This window comes from Psychrobacter pacificensis (assembly GCF_900101915.1).
Classification (GTDB): domain Bacteria; phylum Pseudomonadota; class Gammaproteobacteria; order Pseudomonadales; family Moraxellaceae; genus Psychrobacter; species Psychrobacter pacificensis.
This window is the reverse complement of sequence record NZ_FNAL01000008.1, coordinates 1-14,636: the sequence shown is the minus strand read 5'-3', so window position 1 is coordinate 14,636 and position 14,636 is coordinate 1. Positions and strand designations below refer to the sequence as shown.

Genomic DNA, 14,636 nt, shown 5'->3' with positions numbered 1-14,636 from the left:
ATACAGATAAAAAAGGATAGCCTTTAATATGGTAGATAGCCCTTTTATAGCAAATGATGAAGATACCATTGATGATGACATTGACACTAATGGCAAGGTTAGTGGCAATATGAGTGACATTGAGATTGATGCCATTGAACCAAAGATCAAACCGCATCTTATTTTGGCGCTAGATTATGGTGTCAAGAAAATGGGCATGGCACTCGGTAATAGCTTGACCCAAACCGCACGCGCTTTTGACATCTTGGCGATGAATAATGGTCAGCCCGACTGGGACAACCTCATCGGTATTATCAAAGTCTGGGGCGTGGCACAGGTGGTGGTCGGCCTGCCACTTAATATGGATGGTAGCAGCTCCATGCTCTCAAAACGCGCACATAAATTTGCGCGGCGTCTGGCTCATAGAATTATGGAGCAGCATCTGCCAGTGACCGTATCATTATGTGATGAGCGTTTAACCTCTATCGAAGCAAGAGAAATCGCATGGGACAACGGCTGGATCCAAAACGAGCGCGACCCGATTGATGATATCTCTGCGTGTATTTTGATGTCGACGTATTTTGCCGATCCAAATAGCAGCTTGGCTATCGACGCGGTCAAAGCAGACTAATTAGGCAAGATAGGTAGAAGACACTGTTATTTCTGTCGCACCATTTTGCTACATCGTACCTATTCACAGATAAATGACTGATTACTATGACCACTGCCCTAGACCAAGACTTGCATACTAAGTCGCAACATGGTTTTGCCCCGCTTGCTATCGCTCGTATCAAGGGCGCACAGCGAGCCAACCAGCTGGCGATTTATCTGATTTATGCGGCCATTTTTGCTTTTGTGGTCTTTGGTACCATCGCTAGTATCAAGGCCTTTCATGACAGTCAGCTGCTTTATCAACTGTTTTACAATCTGCCCTACGCATTGGTTGCGTTGACCATCCCCATTACGCTTTATGATGCTTTTGTGGTTTATCGTTATCGCTTAAACCAACCCTCGATGATTGCCATGAGTATTGGCGTATCGTCCATCATTTTGCTTGGCGGCTTATTATTTGCTGATACAGCATGGCTGGGATTATCCTGCTGGGTGGGTGTGGCATTTTTATTCAAAGTCAGTTTTAAGCGCTTTTTTAACTTCTTAGACGTGGCAAACACTGACAAAGAGGCAGCAGCCGTAGACGATCTAGACAGTACACCTCAGTAAGCGATTAAACAAACGATCCATTCTTTAACCTACCTACTTAGTTTTACGATAATGACTATGACTACTTCTATACCAGATACGACCATCGACCATCACCTAGACACGCAGGGGCTGATCTGTCCTGAGCCTGTGATGATGCTGCACCGAGTCATCCGAAAAGCAGATAGCGGTGAGGTGATTGAGATACTGGCCACTGACCCTGCTACCACCCGCGACATTCCAAATTTCTGTCGTCATCTGGGTCATGAGCTGATGACTCAAGAAACATTGGCAGAAAATATCAGCCTAGATACTGACCCTGATGAAATCACTGTTGATGGCGATGACACCACGCCAGCAAGCGCCACGCTCTATCGCTATGTGGTGAAGAAAAAAAGTGGTTAACTTATATCTGACCTATATCCGAGCATCCTATGAGTCGTGACCGCGCCGTACAGCAAAGGCAACCCAAAGCGCTGGCAGTCGATGATGAGCCGTCTTATATGACGGAGTTTCGTCAAGCCATGCTAGCACGTGGTTTGGCGACGCGTACCCGTAATGCTTATGTGCGCGACTTGCGTTCTTGTGAGTTGACCAACCCACTCGCCCTGACCCGCTGGCAGCCTGATGATGTGCTGCACTGCCTTTCACTGCTTGCCCAAGATGGTAAAACCCCACGCACCCAAGCGCGTATGCTCTCAAGTCTGCGTCAGTTCTATTTATGGATGATAGCGAGCAATCTGCGCGAAGACAATCCCTGCGAGCGTATCAAAAGCCCAAAGCTTGGACGTCCGTTGCCAAAGGATTTGGCCGAGGCTGATGTCGATAATCTCCTTGCCGCACCTGATACCAGTACGGCGCTTGGACTGCGTGACAAAGCGATGCTAGAAGTGCTCTATGCCTGCGGTTTGCGCGTCAGTGAGCTGATTAATCTGTCACTTGAGCAAGTGAACCTAAACGCAGGCTGGCTACAAATCACAGGTAAAGGCAATAAAACCCGACTGGTGCCACTCGGTGAATACGCAGCGGACGCACTGGAAGATTATCTGTCTCATGGGCGCAGCGATCTGATTGCCCATCTAAAATCTGGTAACTGCCAAGCGGTATTTCTGACCGCGCAAGGCGGCTATATGACGCGGCAAAACTTTTGGTATCTTATCAAGCGTTACGCCAAAGTAGCCAGTATCGACAAAGAACTCTCACCGCATACGCTGCGCCATGCCTTTGCCACTCATTTGCTCAATCATGGCGCCGACTTGCGCAGCGTACAGCTATTGCTTGGACACAGTGACTTGTCCACGACGCAAATCTATACCCATGTGGCGACAGCAAGATTGCAGCAGCTACATACCGCGCACCATCCACGTGGTTAGCGCGAGCGCTTAATTTATATATTGACTCATCAGCAAAGGACCATACTGTGCCGCAAGCTCAGCCATCATCCAAGCCCACTCTCACCAAAGCGCAAGCATTTGCGTTAAAAAAATTGACCATTATGGGTTATTTGGAAGGCACGTCTTTTTTGCTGCTGCTAGGTATCGCCATGCCACTCAAATATATGCTGAATATGCCTGAAATGGTGGGCTACGTCGGGCCTGTGCATGGAGTGTTGTTCATCGCCTATATTGTGGTGCTCTTTATCACGGCACATAAAATCAAAATGCCGCTGTGGGCGCTCCCTGCTGGTGTGCTTGGTTCATTTTTGCCCTTTGGTCCATTTGTGTTTGATCATGTGTTAAAGAAACGGTTGAGTAAGTAGTCTAGAAATTATATTTTTTCTCTATCACTATTTTGGGATTACGTGCTTGTATCTCTTGATAAAAGCGCGGCTTGTCTTTTGGCGATATCAATATTTCTTTGTTTCGATATTCTATTTTAAGTCTATCCAATGATAGTGCTGGTGCAGACGTCATGCTTCGAGTTGGCGTAATATATGTGATATCTGCCAGTTCAATGGTTTGAGTAGACAGACCACTATCCACATATAGCTGGCTATCGGTTAGGGTGTATTTAGTACCAAAAAAAGGCATAAGCATCAGTGCTGCAAAAGGCAGTAGGATAATCATTAGCAGTATGTTTCGCATACGTGAATTACTTTTGCCCCAGCGCCATTCCCATAATGGAATGAGGATAAGTGATAAACTACCGACCCATAAAATCAACGCGATCCAGAAGTCGACTTTAGATACAAATATAATGTCTGCCATACATACTACTTCAGAGCTATCAGGTTAAAGTTGAGTGTAAGCCTCTCACCTAATCTTGCCAATATCTTTTTTTCTATGTATTTTCTACATGCTAAATTTGGCAACCATAATGATTCCCGTAATACGATGCTGCAAACCTGCCCTTTTCTCGCTACAATACTCGTCATACGATGCGCACTGTCTAATTAGACAACGCACCCCCTTTTACCTATCTATTATCCGAGAATCCTATGAGCCACCCACTAAATCATAAGCCACCTGCTGACCTGCTAAAAAATGCCCAACATTGGCGCGAAGACATTAACTTTCGCCAAGACGTGCTGGGTAAGCCGTTTGATTTTGCAACCACGTGGGGTATTTTTTCACCGCAAAAGCTCGATGACGGTAGCCTGATGCTGCTTGATTATGTGGATTTCCAAAACGATGATGATTCAATCGATTTGGGCTGTGGCTATGGCGTACTTGGTATGACAGCCGCGCGTGAATGTCCAAATGGTCAGCATACCTTGATTGATAAAGACTTTATGGCAGTAGAATATGCTCGCCGTAACTGCGAAAAAAATGGTCTAAAAAACGTCGATGTGCATTTATCAAATGGCTTTAATCATGTGGCAGCGGACAAAGACTTTAGCCTTGTGATGTCGAACTTGCCCGCCAAAGTTGGCAAAGAGCAACACTATCTGTACTTCCTTGATGCCTATGCACGCATGCGTCAAGGTGGCCGTTTTTATGTCGTGACCATCAATGGCTTGCGCCAGTTTATGAAGCGCTCGTTTACCGAAGTGTTCGGCAATAGCGAAAAGATCAAACAAGGCAAAACCTATACGATTACTATGGCGACCAAAGTTTAGTCTTCAGCATCCAACCATAAAAGATCGTCATAAAAAAGCACGCTAAAATAGATCTAGCGTGCTTTTTGTCTTGTATGACCAACTGTCTTTCTACATCTGGCGTTTTATCAAATAACCACCCAATAGCGCACTGCCTATTATCGGTAACAACACCATCAGCATGGGCGAAAATCCTGTAGCAAGCGATATAAATCCGACCAAATCCTGAATATAGCTAAAGAGCAAGCCAAACAGCAAAGCCACCACGATGCGCAAGCCCAAACTGTGCGTCCGTAGCGAGCCAAAGACGAATGAGCAAGCAACAATGACCAGTGACAATATTGATAAAGGTGATAATAGCTTTTGCCAAAACGCCACTTCATGATCCAAGGAGCGCTTGCCCTGCCCTCGCATAAACTGACGATGCTCGTATAGTTGCGTCAGAGACAAATCCTCTGCCTTGCGCGTCAGTAGATACACAGACTCTGGAGCGAATGGTAAGCTGAGCGTATCTGATGGTGAAACGGCTTGGCTACTCTCAAAGCCCTGATTAATGCTAAGCTCGACCATATCGTTCAGCTGCCATTCGTAGCGATACTGCTCGCTTGGCTTGTCACTGGTCACATCGATAGGCTCACGCCCCGTATATTTTCCGCCATTAGCATGTACAGCGGTTTGCAGATTACCGTTGTTATCTAAATGCCAACGTTTTACCTCGCCGATATTACCCTGAACATCGGCATAATCGATATATAAAATATCACTGCCATCAGGTGTGGCGCTGCCATCTTGTGCATTTTCAAAGCGTGGCTGCACCGTCCAATAGCCGCGCACCGAAGTGACTAGCGATGTGTTGTCCTCATCGTTTATTTGCTTTGCCAATTGATTGGAATGCGGTAGCACGAACTGATTAATCGCCAATGCCAGTAGCACAAAAATGAAGGCAGGTTGTAACACCCAGCCGACGATACGATAGATGCTGACCCCAGCCGCACGCATGACGACCAGCTCACTTTTATTAGCAAGTAAGCCCAATCCTATGACGGCACCGAGTAGCGCACCCGTTGGGATGAATTGCTCTAAGAAATAGGGTGATCGATAAAAGATATATTTAAGTGCCTGCCCCATCGTATAACGGTCATCTAACGAATCGAGCTCTGATAGATAAGAGAATACCAGCTGTAACGCCCATAAACCAACGACGGCCGCGATAATAGCAAGTAAGGCGTTGAGTTTGACATAACGGCTGAGGACTTTTAAATTGGCAGGTTTTTTGGCCAGCTGACCAGCCCCTGCAGACTTAGCAAATAAAGAGCGCATTAAGACTGCCCTCCTTGTGAGCTATTGTGTTGATTGTCCAGACTGCTGATAGGCGCGGCGACGGCTAATCTATTTTCTTGTTTACGAAAGCGCAATCGATGTTGCACACGGCTGCCCCAATTCAAATAAAGCGCTAGTGCCATAAAGCCTAATACCAGCCATGCATATGCCCATACGCTAATACTGCCTTTGCTCACTGCGTTCTTAAGCGAGATGATGCCTAGCGCACAGCTGACAAATAATAAGATAGAAGGAAATAGACGCAGCCAACGCCCTTGACGTGGACGCACTTGCGCAAGCGGTACAGCCAGCATCGGTGCGATAATCATCAGCCACGGCAGTGCCAGACGGTAGCCAAGCTCACCTTGAGCAGCACGCAGCGCGTTATTTGTACTGGTTTGTGCATCACCCGTTGCCGCTTGCCATAGAGGTCCAATTGCTTGGGTTTCAATATTGTCTTCAGTAATGACCTCTTGCGAGGATTCAGTAAGCGTGATGCGATAACGGTCAAAGGCGACTTGATTGTATTTCAAGCTGCCTGCACCCACCTCATAGCGACGACCTTGAAATAGATCCAACTGGGTCACACCACTATTGCCAGTATTGACCTGTTCAGCACGCTTGGCGAGCGTGATGGTATCTTTACTGATGTTTTTTGCATCTCTATTTATAATATCTTTTGGCATATCAGAGATGCCCATTTGATCAGCGGTTTCTTGATCAATCGTATTATTCATATCAGCGCTTTTGCCAGCATTACCCTTTGGCGTCGGTTCAGATTGGATCAATATCACATCTTGTAGTTTTTTCTTATCATCGCTGAGACTACCCACGTATAGATGGTAGTTATCGCTGCTTATAAACTCATTTGGGCTAATCAGATCGAACGCACTGGTCAATGCTTGCTGCTGCCATACCGCCTCAGATGAGCGTACGCCCCATGGTTTGCCTACGATAGATAGCGCCGCCTCACCAACAAACAACGCTAATATCAATGGTGTCATCAGGCGAGCCAGCCTACCGCGAGACACCCCACTGGCATTGATGACAGCCATTTCTTGATCGACATATAAACGACCAAACACCAGCATCAACGCGATAAAAAAGGCCAGCGGTAATATCAATTCTAGAAAATACGGCAGGTTGTACCCGATGATCGTAAACAGCAGGCCAATATCCAAACGGCCTTCAGCAGCAATGCCAAAATAACGTATCAAACGACCGCCAAGCATCATTACTACCAAAAACCCCAGCACCAAAGCAGTGGTCGAGGCAACTTGTCGAGTCATATAGCGGCGTAATATCACAATGGGTACTCTTAAACAGTTGGTATGCGCATGATGGATTGGGGGATCTATCGTCATATTTGAGCACAATAACAATGCATCATAGGCATCGTATACGTTCAAATAATACTGACAATTACTGAGTGACTGATTAGTCCTACTCAACAAACACAAGCGACAAATATAACCGCTAATCCTAGCATGTTTTGCCTAAAAATGGCTGTGAAATGTGTTTGCAAACATTACGTACACTTTACTGATAGCACATTACTATCGGTAGACGATAAACATATCAAATATTGGATAAATCGTTAATGAAATCTTATATGGAATTGGTTTAACAGGGTTTTCTCCAATACGTTTTTTATTTATTTAGTTTGGAAAGGTTTGTTTGTCATTCGTATCATCGAATCTCTATCTCTGTTATTAATTGCTAAACTGACTGACGGATAAAAATATTTTTATGTCATCTAATGTAATGGAGAATACCAATGACTAATACCACATCTACGCCCGCAACCCTACTTGAACTCGCTGGTGGTCAGTTCGATACACTTGATTGGTCAAATTGCGCCCTCGTACTTATCGATTATCAAAACGAATACGTCGATGGTGCCATGCCATTAGGTCAAGCAGGCGCTAAGGCCATCGACAACGCACGACTATTGCTGGATAAAGCCCGCAAGCAAGATGTCCCTATCTTTCACATCACCCATCATGGTGCAGAAAATGGTAATGTCTTTGATCCTTTATCATCTAACGTCGAGATCGTCGAAGAGCTACAGCCGCAAGATGGCGAAACCGTGATTGCCAAAAACCATCCCAATGCGTTTTATGATACGCAGCTACAATCACTACTCTCGTCTGCAAACAAACAACAAATTATTTTTGCAGGTTTCATGAGCCACATGTGCGTAAGTTCCAGTGTGAGAGCTGCCTTTGATCTGGGTTTTGACAATTTTGTCTGTCACGACGCCTGTGCCACTCGCGATCTCCCAAGTGCTACTAGAAAAACCATCAGTGCTGAGGTCATGCATGACACCGCGATGGCAGCGCTACAAGACAGGTTTAGTGCGTTAGTAACGACTGATGAGTTGGTGAAAGGTTAGCGTGAATCCCTAACCACTGATCAAGTAAAACGGTTCCGACATTTTACCTAAACGGTGCAAACTGCGCACCATCATCGCAATATGCTACACTATCGTGATTGCTCTACAAGCCAAATAATCCAATAATCTAACAGGCACCAGCAATTGCATCATTTTCATAACTCTAATAAGGATAACTATATGAATATCAAATTATCTCAGCACCTGCCAAAGACGCATACGCAAAAAATCCTCAAAAAAGAAGCCAAAAGTAAAGACGACGCTTGTCTGGTGGTCTTGGTCGATGATAAGAAAAACATCCTTGCCAACTCCATGCTGACAGATTATACCGCTCGTATTGAGCAATTGATTGAAGTCTCTCATTTTAAGGGCACAGCCTGTGAGACCGTTGCTGATTATGCATTGGCAGGGGATAAAAAAACCACCAAACAAAACCCTGTACAGCTATTGTTGGTTGGTGTCGGTAACACGGACAAATTCAGCAATACCGTACTGCAAAAAATTGCCAAGACCATCTATAGCAGCACGCAAAAGCGTGTATCGTCTATTACCGTTGCCTTAGGTGATGCGCTAGAAGAAAGCCATTTTGGTCAATTTGCCCTAAACCTATTGGCAGCCAGCTATCGCTTTGACAAATATAAATCTGAGCAAACAACGCCTGTATTGACTGATATTTATCTGTTAGCTGATAACTCACTAAAGCCTGCACTCGCATTTGCTGAGGCAGTATTCGCCGGTCAAAGCCTCACTCGTGACGTTGCCAATGAGCCAGGTAATATTTGCTTCCCTGCATATATGGCAGAGCAAGCACAAGAACTTGCAAAAACCTATCCTGACCTATTGACTGTCAAGGTACTCGGTGAAGACGAGATGTCAGCGCTGGGTATGAACTGTTTCTTATCAGTGGCTCAAGGCTCTACCAAAGAAGGTCAGCTTGTCATCATGGAGTACCGCGGTAAATCCTCATTTAGTGCAAACGCTGGCACCACCGAGCAAACGATTAGCAACGCGAAAGTGACTGGTCTAAAAAAAGCGCTCACTGATAAACTACCAACCAAAAAATCCGCTAAGAAAGCCGGCAAAGCTAGCGACAATAATGCACAAGCTACAAATGATGATGCGCCTATCGTCTTGGTCGGTAAAGGCGTGACCTTTGATTCAGGCGGTATCTCAATCAAGCCAGGCGCGGCAATGGATGAGATGAAGTTTGACATGGGTGGTTCAGCCTCAGTACTTGGTACTATCAAAGCTTTATGTGAAGCACGTCTACCAATCAACGTGGTCGGTGCGCTCGCCTGTGCTGAAAACATGCCATCAGGGGATGCCACGCGCCCAGGCGATATTGTCAAAGCCATGAATGGTAAATCTGTTGAAATTCTGAACACCGATGCCGAAGGTCGCTTGGTACTGGCTGATACTTTATGCTATGTACAGCGCTATAATCCAAAAGCCATCATCGATGTCGCCACATTGACGGGTGCTTGTGTGGTTGCATTGGGCCATGTGCGTTCGGCAGTCTTTAGTAACGATGAAGATGTATTGTTTGATCTCGAGAATGCGAGCAACTTATCAGGTGATCTTATCTGGCACATGCCACTTGATGATGAGTATCAAGCACTGATTGACTCGCCAATTGCTGATATCCAAAACATCGGTGGTAAAGGTGCGGGCGCAGTGACTGCCGCTTGCTTCTTGTCTCGCTTCATTGAAGAAGGTCAGGCATGGGCGCATTTAGACATTGCTGGTACCGCATGGAACTCAGGCAAAGACAAAGCCGCGACTGGCCGTCCAGTACCGCTATTTATGCAGTACCTGAAAAACAGCGCGGATATGGCTTAATCGATCAATGGCAGTGCATTAACGACCGTCTATTGATAAATGCTATTTTATCAAATACTTTATGAAAACCATTCTATGAAGATCAGTTTTTATGTATTAAGTGAGAGTAAAGCCCAAGATTTCTTGGGCTTTATTTGTCAGCTGACTCAGACAGCACTGAACAAAAGCACGCAGTCTTTATTGATTTTGATCGAAGATGAAACGTTGCTAGCAGAGCTAGATAGAGCACTTTGGGCACAAGAGGCCACGAGCTTTATACCGCATCAATGCCTGTCGGATATTCATTCTAAAGCCGCTGACTCTGACGCCGACAAATCTTTAGCGCCCGTATTGCTCGGCAGTTATATGCCAGCAGACTTTAATGGTATCGTGCTCAACACAACAACGCGCCCTATCAATGATTTTATGGCAGCGACCAATAACGCCAAGCCCTCTCGCGTCCTTGAGCTGATCCGACCTGATGCTACCAGTACCCAAGAAGGTCGCCACAAATATAAAGCCTATCAGCAATTAGGCTATGAGTTGACCCACTTTAGGGTATAGCGCTGCCGTTTATTTCTCTCTTTACCTTATCACTACTTTTAACACGCCCTAAGCATTTTTGCTCATTTGCCTTCGTCTATACTTGCTCCACATTTGAGCACACTCGTTATATTTTACCTGTTACTTTATACGTCGCCTCCACTGCTATGAGTGGTATGCGAATATGCCAAAAAATGCTACCATCCCTCGATAAATTTTTGCTCAAACAATTCATTTACTTTTGACAGATGTCGAGGATGTACAAATGCGTTCATTGATTGCGATGTATCAGCGTATTGGGCTGGTGCCGCTCATTATTATTAGTTTGGTGTTGGGGGTGCTGATCGGTTGGCTAGCACCAAGTATCGGTATCGCCATAGGGCTACTTGGTACGCTATTTGTCGGCGCGCTCAAAGCCGTAGCGCCTATACTGGTGTTCATTTTGGTCATGGCGGCGATTAGCCAACATCGCAGTGGCAATGAAGTCTATGTCAAGCCTGTGCTCATCATGTATATGTTTGGCACTTTTTTGGCTGCCTTAACTGCCGTTGGTGCCAGCTTTTTGTTCCCCACTGATCTGGTATTGGTCAACGCCGATATCGCGCAAGTTCCCCCCGCTGACCTAAAAGAAGTATTGACCAACCTATTGATGAATTTGGTTGCCAATCCGGTCAATGCCATTGCAGAAGCCAATTATATCGGTATCTTGGCATGGGCCATCATCATTGGTTTTGCGCTACGCCAAGCCAGCGACACGGCCCGCAATGTCGTTGGTGACTTTGCTGATGCCATCTCGCAAGTGGTCAAGTGGATTATTGCCCTAGCGCCTTTTGGTATTTTGGGTCTGGTTGCCAGTACGGTCGCTGAAACAGGCTTTGCCTCGCTAGCAGGCTATGCCCGTATTTTGATGGTACTTATCAGCTGTATGCTGTTTATCGCTTTGGTCGCAAACCCTATTATCGTGTTTGTTAAGACGGGCAAAAACCCTTATCCACTTGTGTTCAGATGTCTACGCGAATCAGGAATTACAGCCTTCTTTACGCGCAGTTCGGCTGCCAATATTCCTGTGAATATGAACCTAGCGCGTAAGCTTGGATTGCACGAAGATACTTACTCAGTGACCATCCCGCTAGGAGCAACTATCAACATGGCGGGTGCGGCGATTACCATCAACGTGTTAACCCTTGCTGCCGCTCACACCTTGGGCATTGAGGTGTCTTTTGCTTCAGCGCTTCTATTGAGTTTGGTGGCGACGATTAGTGCTTGCGGTGCTTCTGGTGTTGCTGGTGGTTCGTTGCTGCTGATTCCTTTGGCAGCGAGCTTATTTAGCATACCGAACGACATCGCCATGCAAGTGGTTGCCATTGGGTTTATCATCGGTGTGATTCAAGACTCGGCAGAGACGGCTCTGAACTCGTCAACTGATGTATTATTTACCGCAGCAGCTGATCCTACTTATTCACGTTAATTTTTAGCAAAGCATTTTCTGTCGATAAAAAAAGGCCTAATAAAGGCCTTTTTTTATGCGGTGTTTTTAGGTCTTAACTACTTTATACTGTCGATCTCAACCTCTATGATAGGCGTTTGGCGCTCAGACTGTCGTTTGAATTGACGCAGCTGCTCAACCTCATCTAACAGTTCAAGTATCAACCCAATGGCAGGCACGCTGGCATCAAAATCACGGCTGAGTCGTGAGGCACGGCGCACGGTTGTCAGCTGATAGCCAGTGAATTGCTCACGTTCTGGTACATCGTATTCAATAATACTTTCTTCAATCAATTCGATGACCCATTGGCGCTCTTGGCCACAAGCAGAGACAAGCTCATCTAAGCTCATAATGATATCGGTAAATTCAGGCGAGTGTTTCATAGCTATTATCCTCGTTTTCTCTTTATTTCATCCTTGGTGCATTCATCTCTATGGCTAACTATAATGATGAATGTCGACCATCAAGCGCATGGATTAACGGTTGATAGTGGTGCCGGCAAAGGCTTGCTTGAGCTGCTCATAAGCCTGTCTTGCCGCATCGCTACTGACATCAGGGTTAATGATATTTAAGGTCAAGTATAAATCGCCCGCTTGCTTGGCAGGGATACCTTTGCCCTTTAGACGCAGATTGCTACCTGATTTACTGTTTTTGGGTATGGTCACACCAAGTGTGCCAGCTGGCGTGCTGACATTAATTTTTTCACCCAATGCGGCTTCCCATGGTGCGATATTGACAGTCTGGTAAACGTCTGCACCTTCGATACGGATATTGTCATCATGGCGGATTTTTACTTTTAAGAACAAATCACCATTTTTGCCATTACTACTGCCAGCAGCACCTTGCCCGCTCAAGCGAATTTGCTTGCCATCGGTAATGCCTTTTGGAATTTTAATTTTGAGCGTTTTGTTGTCGTAGCTCACCTCGCCATTAGGCTGACGCACAGGAACGTTTAACTTGATGCTGTAATCGTCCCCTTGATAGACCGAAGACAGATCGACCGTAATCTCGGCATGCTGGTCCTGACCTTTACTATCTTGCGTCCCAAAACCGCCACCGAAAGGGTCAAACCCTTGGCTTTGAGAGCGACCACTGGCTGAACCACGCGCCCCGCGACCAAACGCTGAAAAAATATCATCGAAACGAAAGCCGCCATCGCCAAATGCTTCGCCATCGCCGAACTGGCCTTTGATATCCTCCCAGCGAAAACCGCCTTGCGACGTTCCTGCCTGACCGCCAAAACCACCAAAACCGCCTGCACCACCTTGTCCAGCGAACGGGTTGTCCAACATCGCATCGTATTCGGCACGCTTGTCTTTATCTCTAATGGTTTCATAAGCGTTATTAATCTCAGCAATCTTACTATCCGCGTCTGGATCATCGCTGACATCAGGGTGAAATTGACGCACAAGCTTACGGTATTTTTTTTTGATCTCGGCGTCTGTGGCGTCTTTTTTGACCCCTAAAATGTCATAGTAATTTTTTTCTGCCATGTTATTTTCCTCAACATAAAAACATATCAGTCATACCGAAATGCCAACTGTAGAATGGATCATATCGATCAATATTAGTGTTCGGTATAGTCATTTTTTATAGTCCATACTTTATGATAGCAATAATCAAAATAAACACCGTTATAAAAATATTACCAGTTATCTTACCCATTCATTGCAGCATCTCTGTCATCACTGATGACCAATACTCACCATAAAAAAAAGAGCAAACAGTGACTGTTTGCTCTTTTTTTAACGGCTCTAAGATACAGCGCTCAACATCGATCAATTAATGGTCAAAATAAATGATGTGAGGTATTGATAGCGTCTCTTATCGACAGAAAACTTTAGCCGTACGAGGGGTATAAATACCAAAAGTGACCAAACCTAGTGCGATGTCCTTGGCTTCTTGTACTGTTTGAACTTTGGCAACATTTTGTGCGCCGCCGCATACTTCAGCAGCGTTTACAGTCTGTTCTTGCCCAATACCGCCAATAAAGAAGGTCTGTGACTTAGTATATTCTGGAGTGGTATTTTGAGTTGGTTGAATAAGACCTGTTTGGGTTGCACAACCTGATACCAATAATACTGAACCCATCACTGCCATTGTTAGTAGTTTTTTCATATTCATTATTCCTTACTTGCAGTAAACACGGACTTGGCGTGGGGTGTAGATACCTGAAGATATAAAACCTAGCGCAATATTGATAAAGTTGCTTTGCGTTTGGATACTAGCCACATTCTCTTTGCCTTGGCAAACTTCGGCCGCATCAATGTCTTGTTCTTGACCCAAACCGCTGACAAAGAAAGTCTGCATTTTATCAGCATCAGCCTTTGTAGCGGCTGTCGGTGCAGTCGATGAAGACACAAGATAGTTTTGCGTCGCACAACCTGATGTCAAAACAGCGAGCAATGCCACAGCAACAACTTTTTTCATACGTGACTCCATTAGTTAATATTTGTTGGGTCGAAAAGTCTAAGCTTAAAGTCTCTTTTATGCAACTGTTTTGTAATAAAACTTCTCTGCACACGACAAAAAAATCATCCCCACCCGATTTTCATAGGTTTAGGGGTTAAAAAGCTAACTAACTGTCGAAATACAGTCTTATCATTGTTAAAGAACACCAAGTGAAGGCCCTCAATCAACACATCCAGGCCAAGCGCAAACAAACTGGCTTGAGGTCGAGCGTTTGACTTTAACTTGCGCTTTAACGGCTTATCTTTGTCTTTATAAATACCGACATGATAAGCCCAACAAAATGCTAAGGCGTTCACTGCGACTAATTTACTGACCCGATCAAGATGGGTTAAGTGGGTATCTTCAAGATTAAAGCCACGGCCCTTTAGACAAGCAAATAAAGTCTC

General features: G+C 45.3%; 17 protein-coding genes and 1 pseudogene. 10 read left to right on the top strand and 8 right to left on the bottom strand.

The window, feature by feature from the left end; translation table 11 throughout:
* Positions 1-28: 28 nt before the first annotated feature.
* From ruvX to BLR43_RS06350, 5 genes are all read left to right on the top strand, one after another.
* Positions 29-610 (top strand): Holliday junction resolvase RuvX, encoded by a 582-nt coding sequence (gene ruvX, locus BLR43_RS06370; RefSeq protein ID WP_379542904.1) that lies wholly within the window; start codon positions 29-31, stop codon positions 608-610.
* A gap of 86 nt (positions 611-696) precedes the next feature.
* On the top strand, positions 697-1,200 hold the full coding sequence (locus BLR43_RS06365) for a hypothetical protein (RefSeq protein WP_093069682.1): 504 nt from the start codon (positions 697-699) through the stop codon (positions 1,198-1,200).
* A 57-nt stretch (positions 1,201-1,257) separates the two neighbouring features.
* Positions 1,258-1,584, top strand: coding sequence for a sulfurtransferase TusA (gene tusA / locus BLR43_RS06360; RefSeq protein WP_093069679.1), 327 nt, complete (start codon positions 1,258-1,260; stop codon positions 1,582-1,584).
* A 29-nt stretch (positions 1,585-1,613) separates the two neighbouring features.
* Positions 1,614-2,552, top strand: a complete 939-nt coding sequence (gene xerD / locus BLR43_RS06355) for a site-specific tyrosine recombinase XerD (RefSeq protein ID WP_093069677.1) — start codon at positions 1,614-1,616, stop codon at positions 2,550-2,552.
* Positions 2,553-2,599: 47 nt separating this feature from the next.
* Positions 2,600-2,938 carry a DUF3817 domain-containing protein gene (locus BLR43_RS06350; protein WP_093069674.1) on the top strand — a complete coding sequence of 113 codons (339 nt, stop codon included), beginning with the start codon at positions 2,600-2,602 and terminating at the stop codon, positions 2,936-2,938.
* A 1-nt stretch (position 2,939) separates the two neighbouring features.
* On the opposite strand, the gene BLR43_RS06345 is transcribed toward BLR43_RS06350, so the two are convergent.
* Positions 2,940-3,386 (bottom strand): PH domain-containing protein, encoded by a 447-nt coding sequence (locus BLR43_RS06345; RefSeq protein WP_093069671.1) that lies wholly within the window; start codon positions 3,384-3,386, stop codon positions 2,940-2,942.
* Between the two features lie 230 nt (positions 3,387-3,616).
* On the opposite strand from BLR43_RS06345, the gene BLR43_RS06340 reads away from it, so the two are divergent.
* On the top strand, positions 3,617-4,237 hold the full coding sequence (locus BLR43_RS06340) for a class I SAM-dependent methyltransferase (RefSeq protein WP_093069669.1): 621 nt from the start codon (positions 3,617-3,619) through the stop codon (positions 4,235-4,237).
* Between the two features lie 90 nt (positions 4,238-4,327).
* Here BLR43_RS06340 and lptG read toward each other — a convergent pair whose 3' ends face one another.
* Together lptG and BLR43_RS06330 are read right to left on the bottom strand one after the other, a co-directional pair.
* A complete protein-coding gene (gene lptG, locus BLR43_RS06335) occupies positions 4,328-5,536 on the bottom strand; it encodes an LPS export ABC transporter permease LptG (protein ID WP_093069667.1) in 1,209 nt (402 codons plus the stop codon).
* Positions 5,536-6,825: an LPS export ABC transporter permease LptF gene (locus BLR43_RS06330; protein WP_093069847.1), complete on the bottom strand. Its 1,290-nt coding sequence runs from the start codon at positions 6,823-6,825 to the stop codon at positions 5,536-5,538. Before BLR43_RS06330 ends, lptG begins: the two co-directional genes overlap by 1 nt.
* 488 nt (positions 6,826-7,313) lie before the next feature.
* Here BLR43_RS06330 and BLR43_RS06325 point away from each other — a divergent pair, with 488 nt between their 5' ends.
* From BLR43_RS06325 to sstT, 4 genes are all read left to right on the top strand, one after another.
* Positions 7,314-7,931, top strand: coding sequence for a cysteine hydrolase family protein (locus BLR43_RS06325; RefSeq protein ID WP_093069664.1), 618 nt, complete (start codon positions 7,314-7,316; stop codon positions 7,929-7,931).
* Between the two features lie 180 nt (positions 7,932-8,111).
* Positions 8,112-9,770 carry a leucyl aminopeptidase gene (locus BLR43_RS06320; protein WP_093069662.1) on the top strand — a complete coding sequence of 553 codons (1,659 nt, stop codon included), beginning with the start codon at positions 8,112-8,114 and terminating at the stop codon, positions 9,768-9,770.
* Positions 9,771-9,845: 75 nt separating this feature from the next.
* Complete coding sequence (locus BLR43_RS06315; protein WP_093069659.1) at positions 9,846-10,313, top strand: DNA polymerase III subunit chi; 468 nt, start codon at positions 9,846-9,848, stop codon at positions 10,311-10,313.
* Positions 10,314-10,557: 244 nt separating this feature from the next.
* Complete coding sequence (sstT, locus tag BLR43_RS06310) at positions 10,558-11,760, top strand: serine/threonine transporter SstT (protein ID WP_093069657.1); 1,203 nt, start codon at positions 10,558-10,560, stop codon at positions 11,758-11,760.
* A gap of 77 nt (positions 11,761-11,837) precedes the next feature.
* On the opposite strand, the gene BLR43_RS06305 is transcribed toward sstT, so the two are convergent.
* The 5 genes and pseudogenes from BLR43_RS06305 to BLR43_RS13590 all read right to left on the bottom strand — a co-directional run.
* Complete coding sequence (locus BLR43_RS06305) at positions 11,838-12,161, bottom strand: chaperone modulator CbpM (RefSeq protein ID WP_071002623.1); 324 nt, start codon at positions 12,159-12,161, stop codon at positions 11,838-11,840.
* A 93-nt stretch (positions 12,162-12,254) separates the two neighbouring features.
* Positions 12,255-13,271: a DnaJ C-terminal domain-containing protein gene (locus tag BLR43_RS06300; RefSeq protein ID WP_093069655.1), complete on the bottom strand. Its 1,017-nt coding sequence runs from the start codon at positions 13,269-13,271 to the stop codon at positions 12,255-12,257.
* Between the two features lie 331 nt (positions 13,272-13,602).
* The gene (locus BLR43_RS06295; RefSeq protein WP_071002625.1) at positions 13,603-13,896 is read right to left on the bottom strand and encodes a Bor family protein; all 294 of its coding nucleotides are present in this window, start codon (positions 13,894-13,896) and stop codon (positions 13,603-13,605) included.
* 12 nt (positions 13,897-13,908) lie between these two features.
* Complete coding sequence (locus BLR43_RS06290) at positions 13,909-14,208, bottom strand: Bor family protein (protein ID WP_058024719.1); 300 nt, start codon at positions 14,206-14,208, stop codon at positions 13,909-13,911.
* Between the two features lie 104 nt (positions 14,209-14,312).
* A pseudogene (locus tag BLR43_RS13590) lies at positions 14,313-14,636 on the bottom strand (IS4-like element ISAba33 family transposase); the annotation flags it as partial.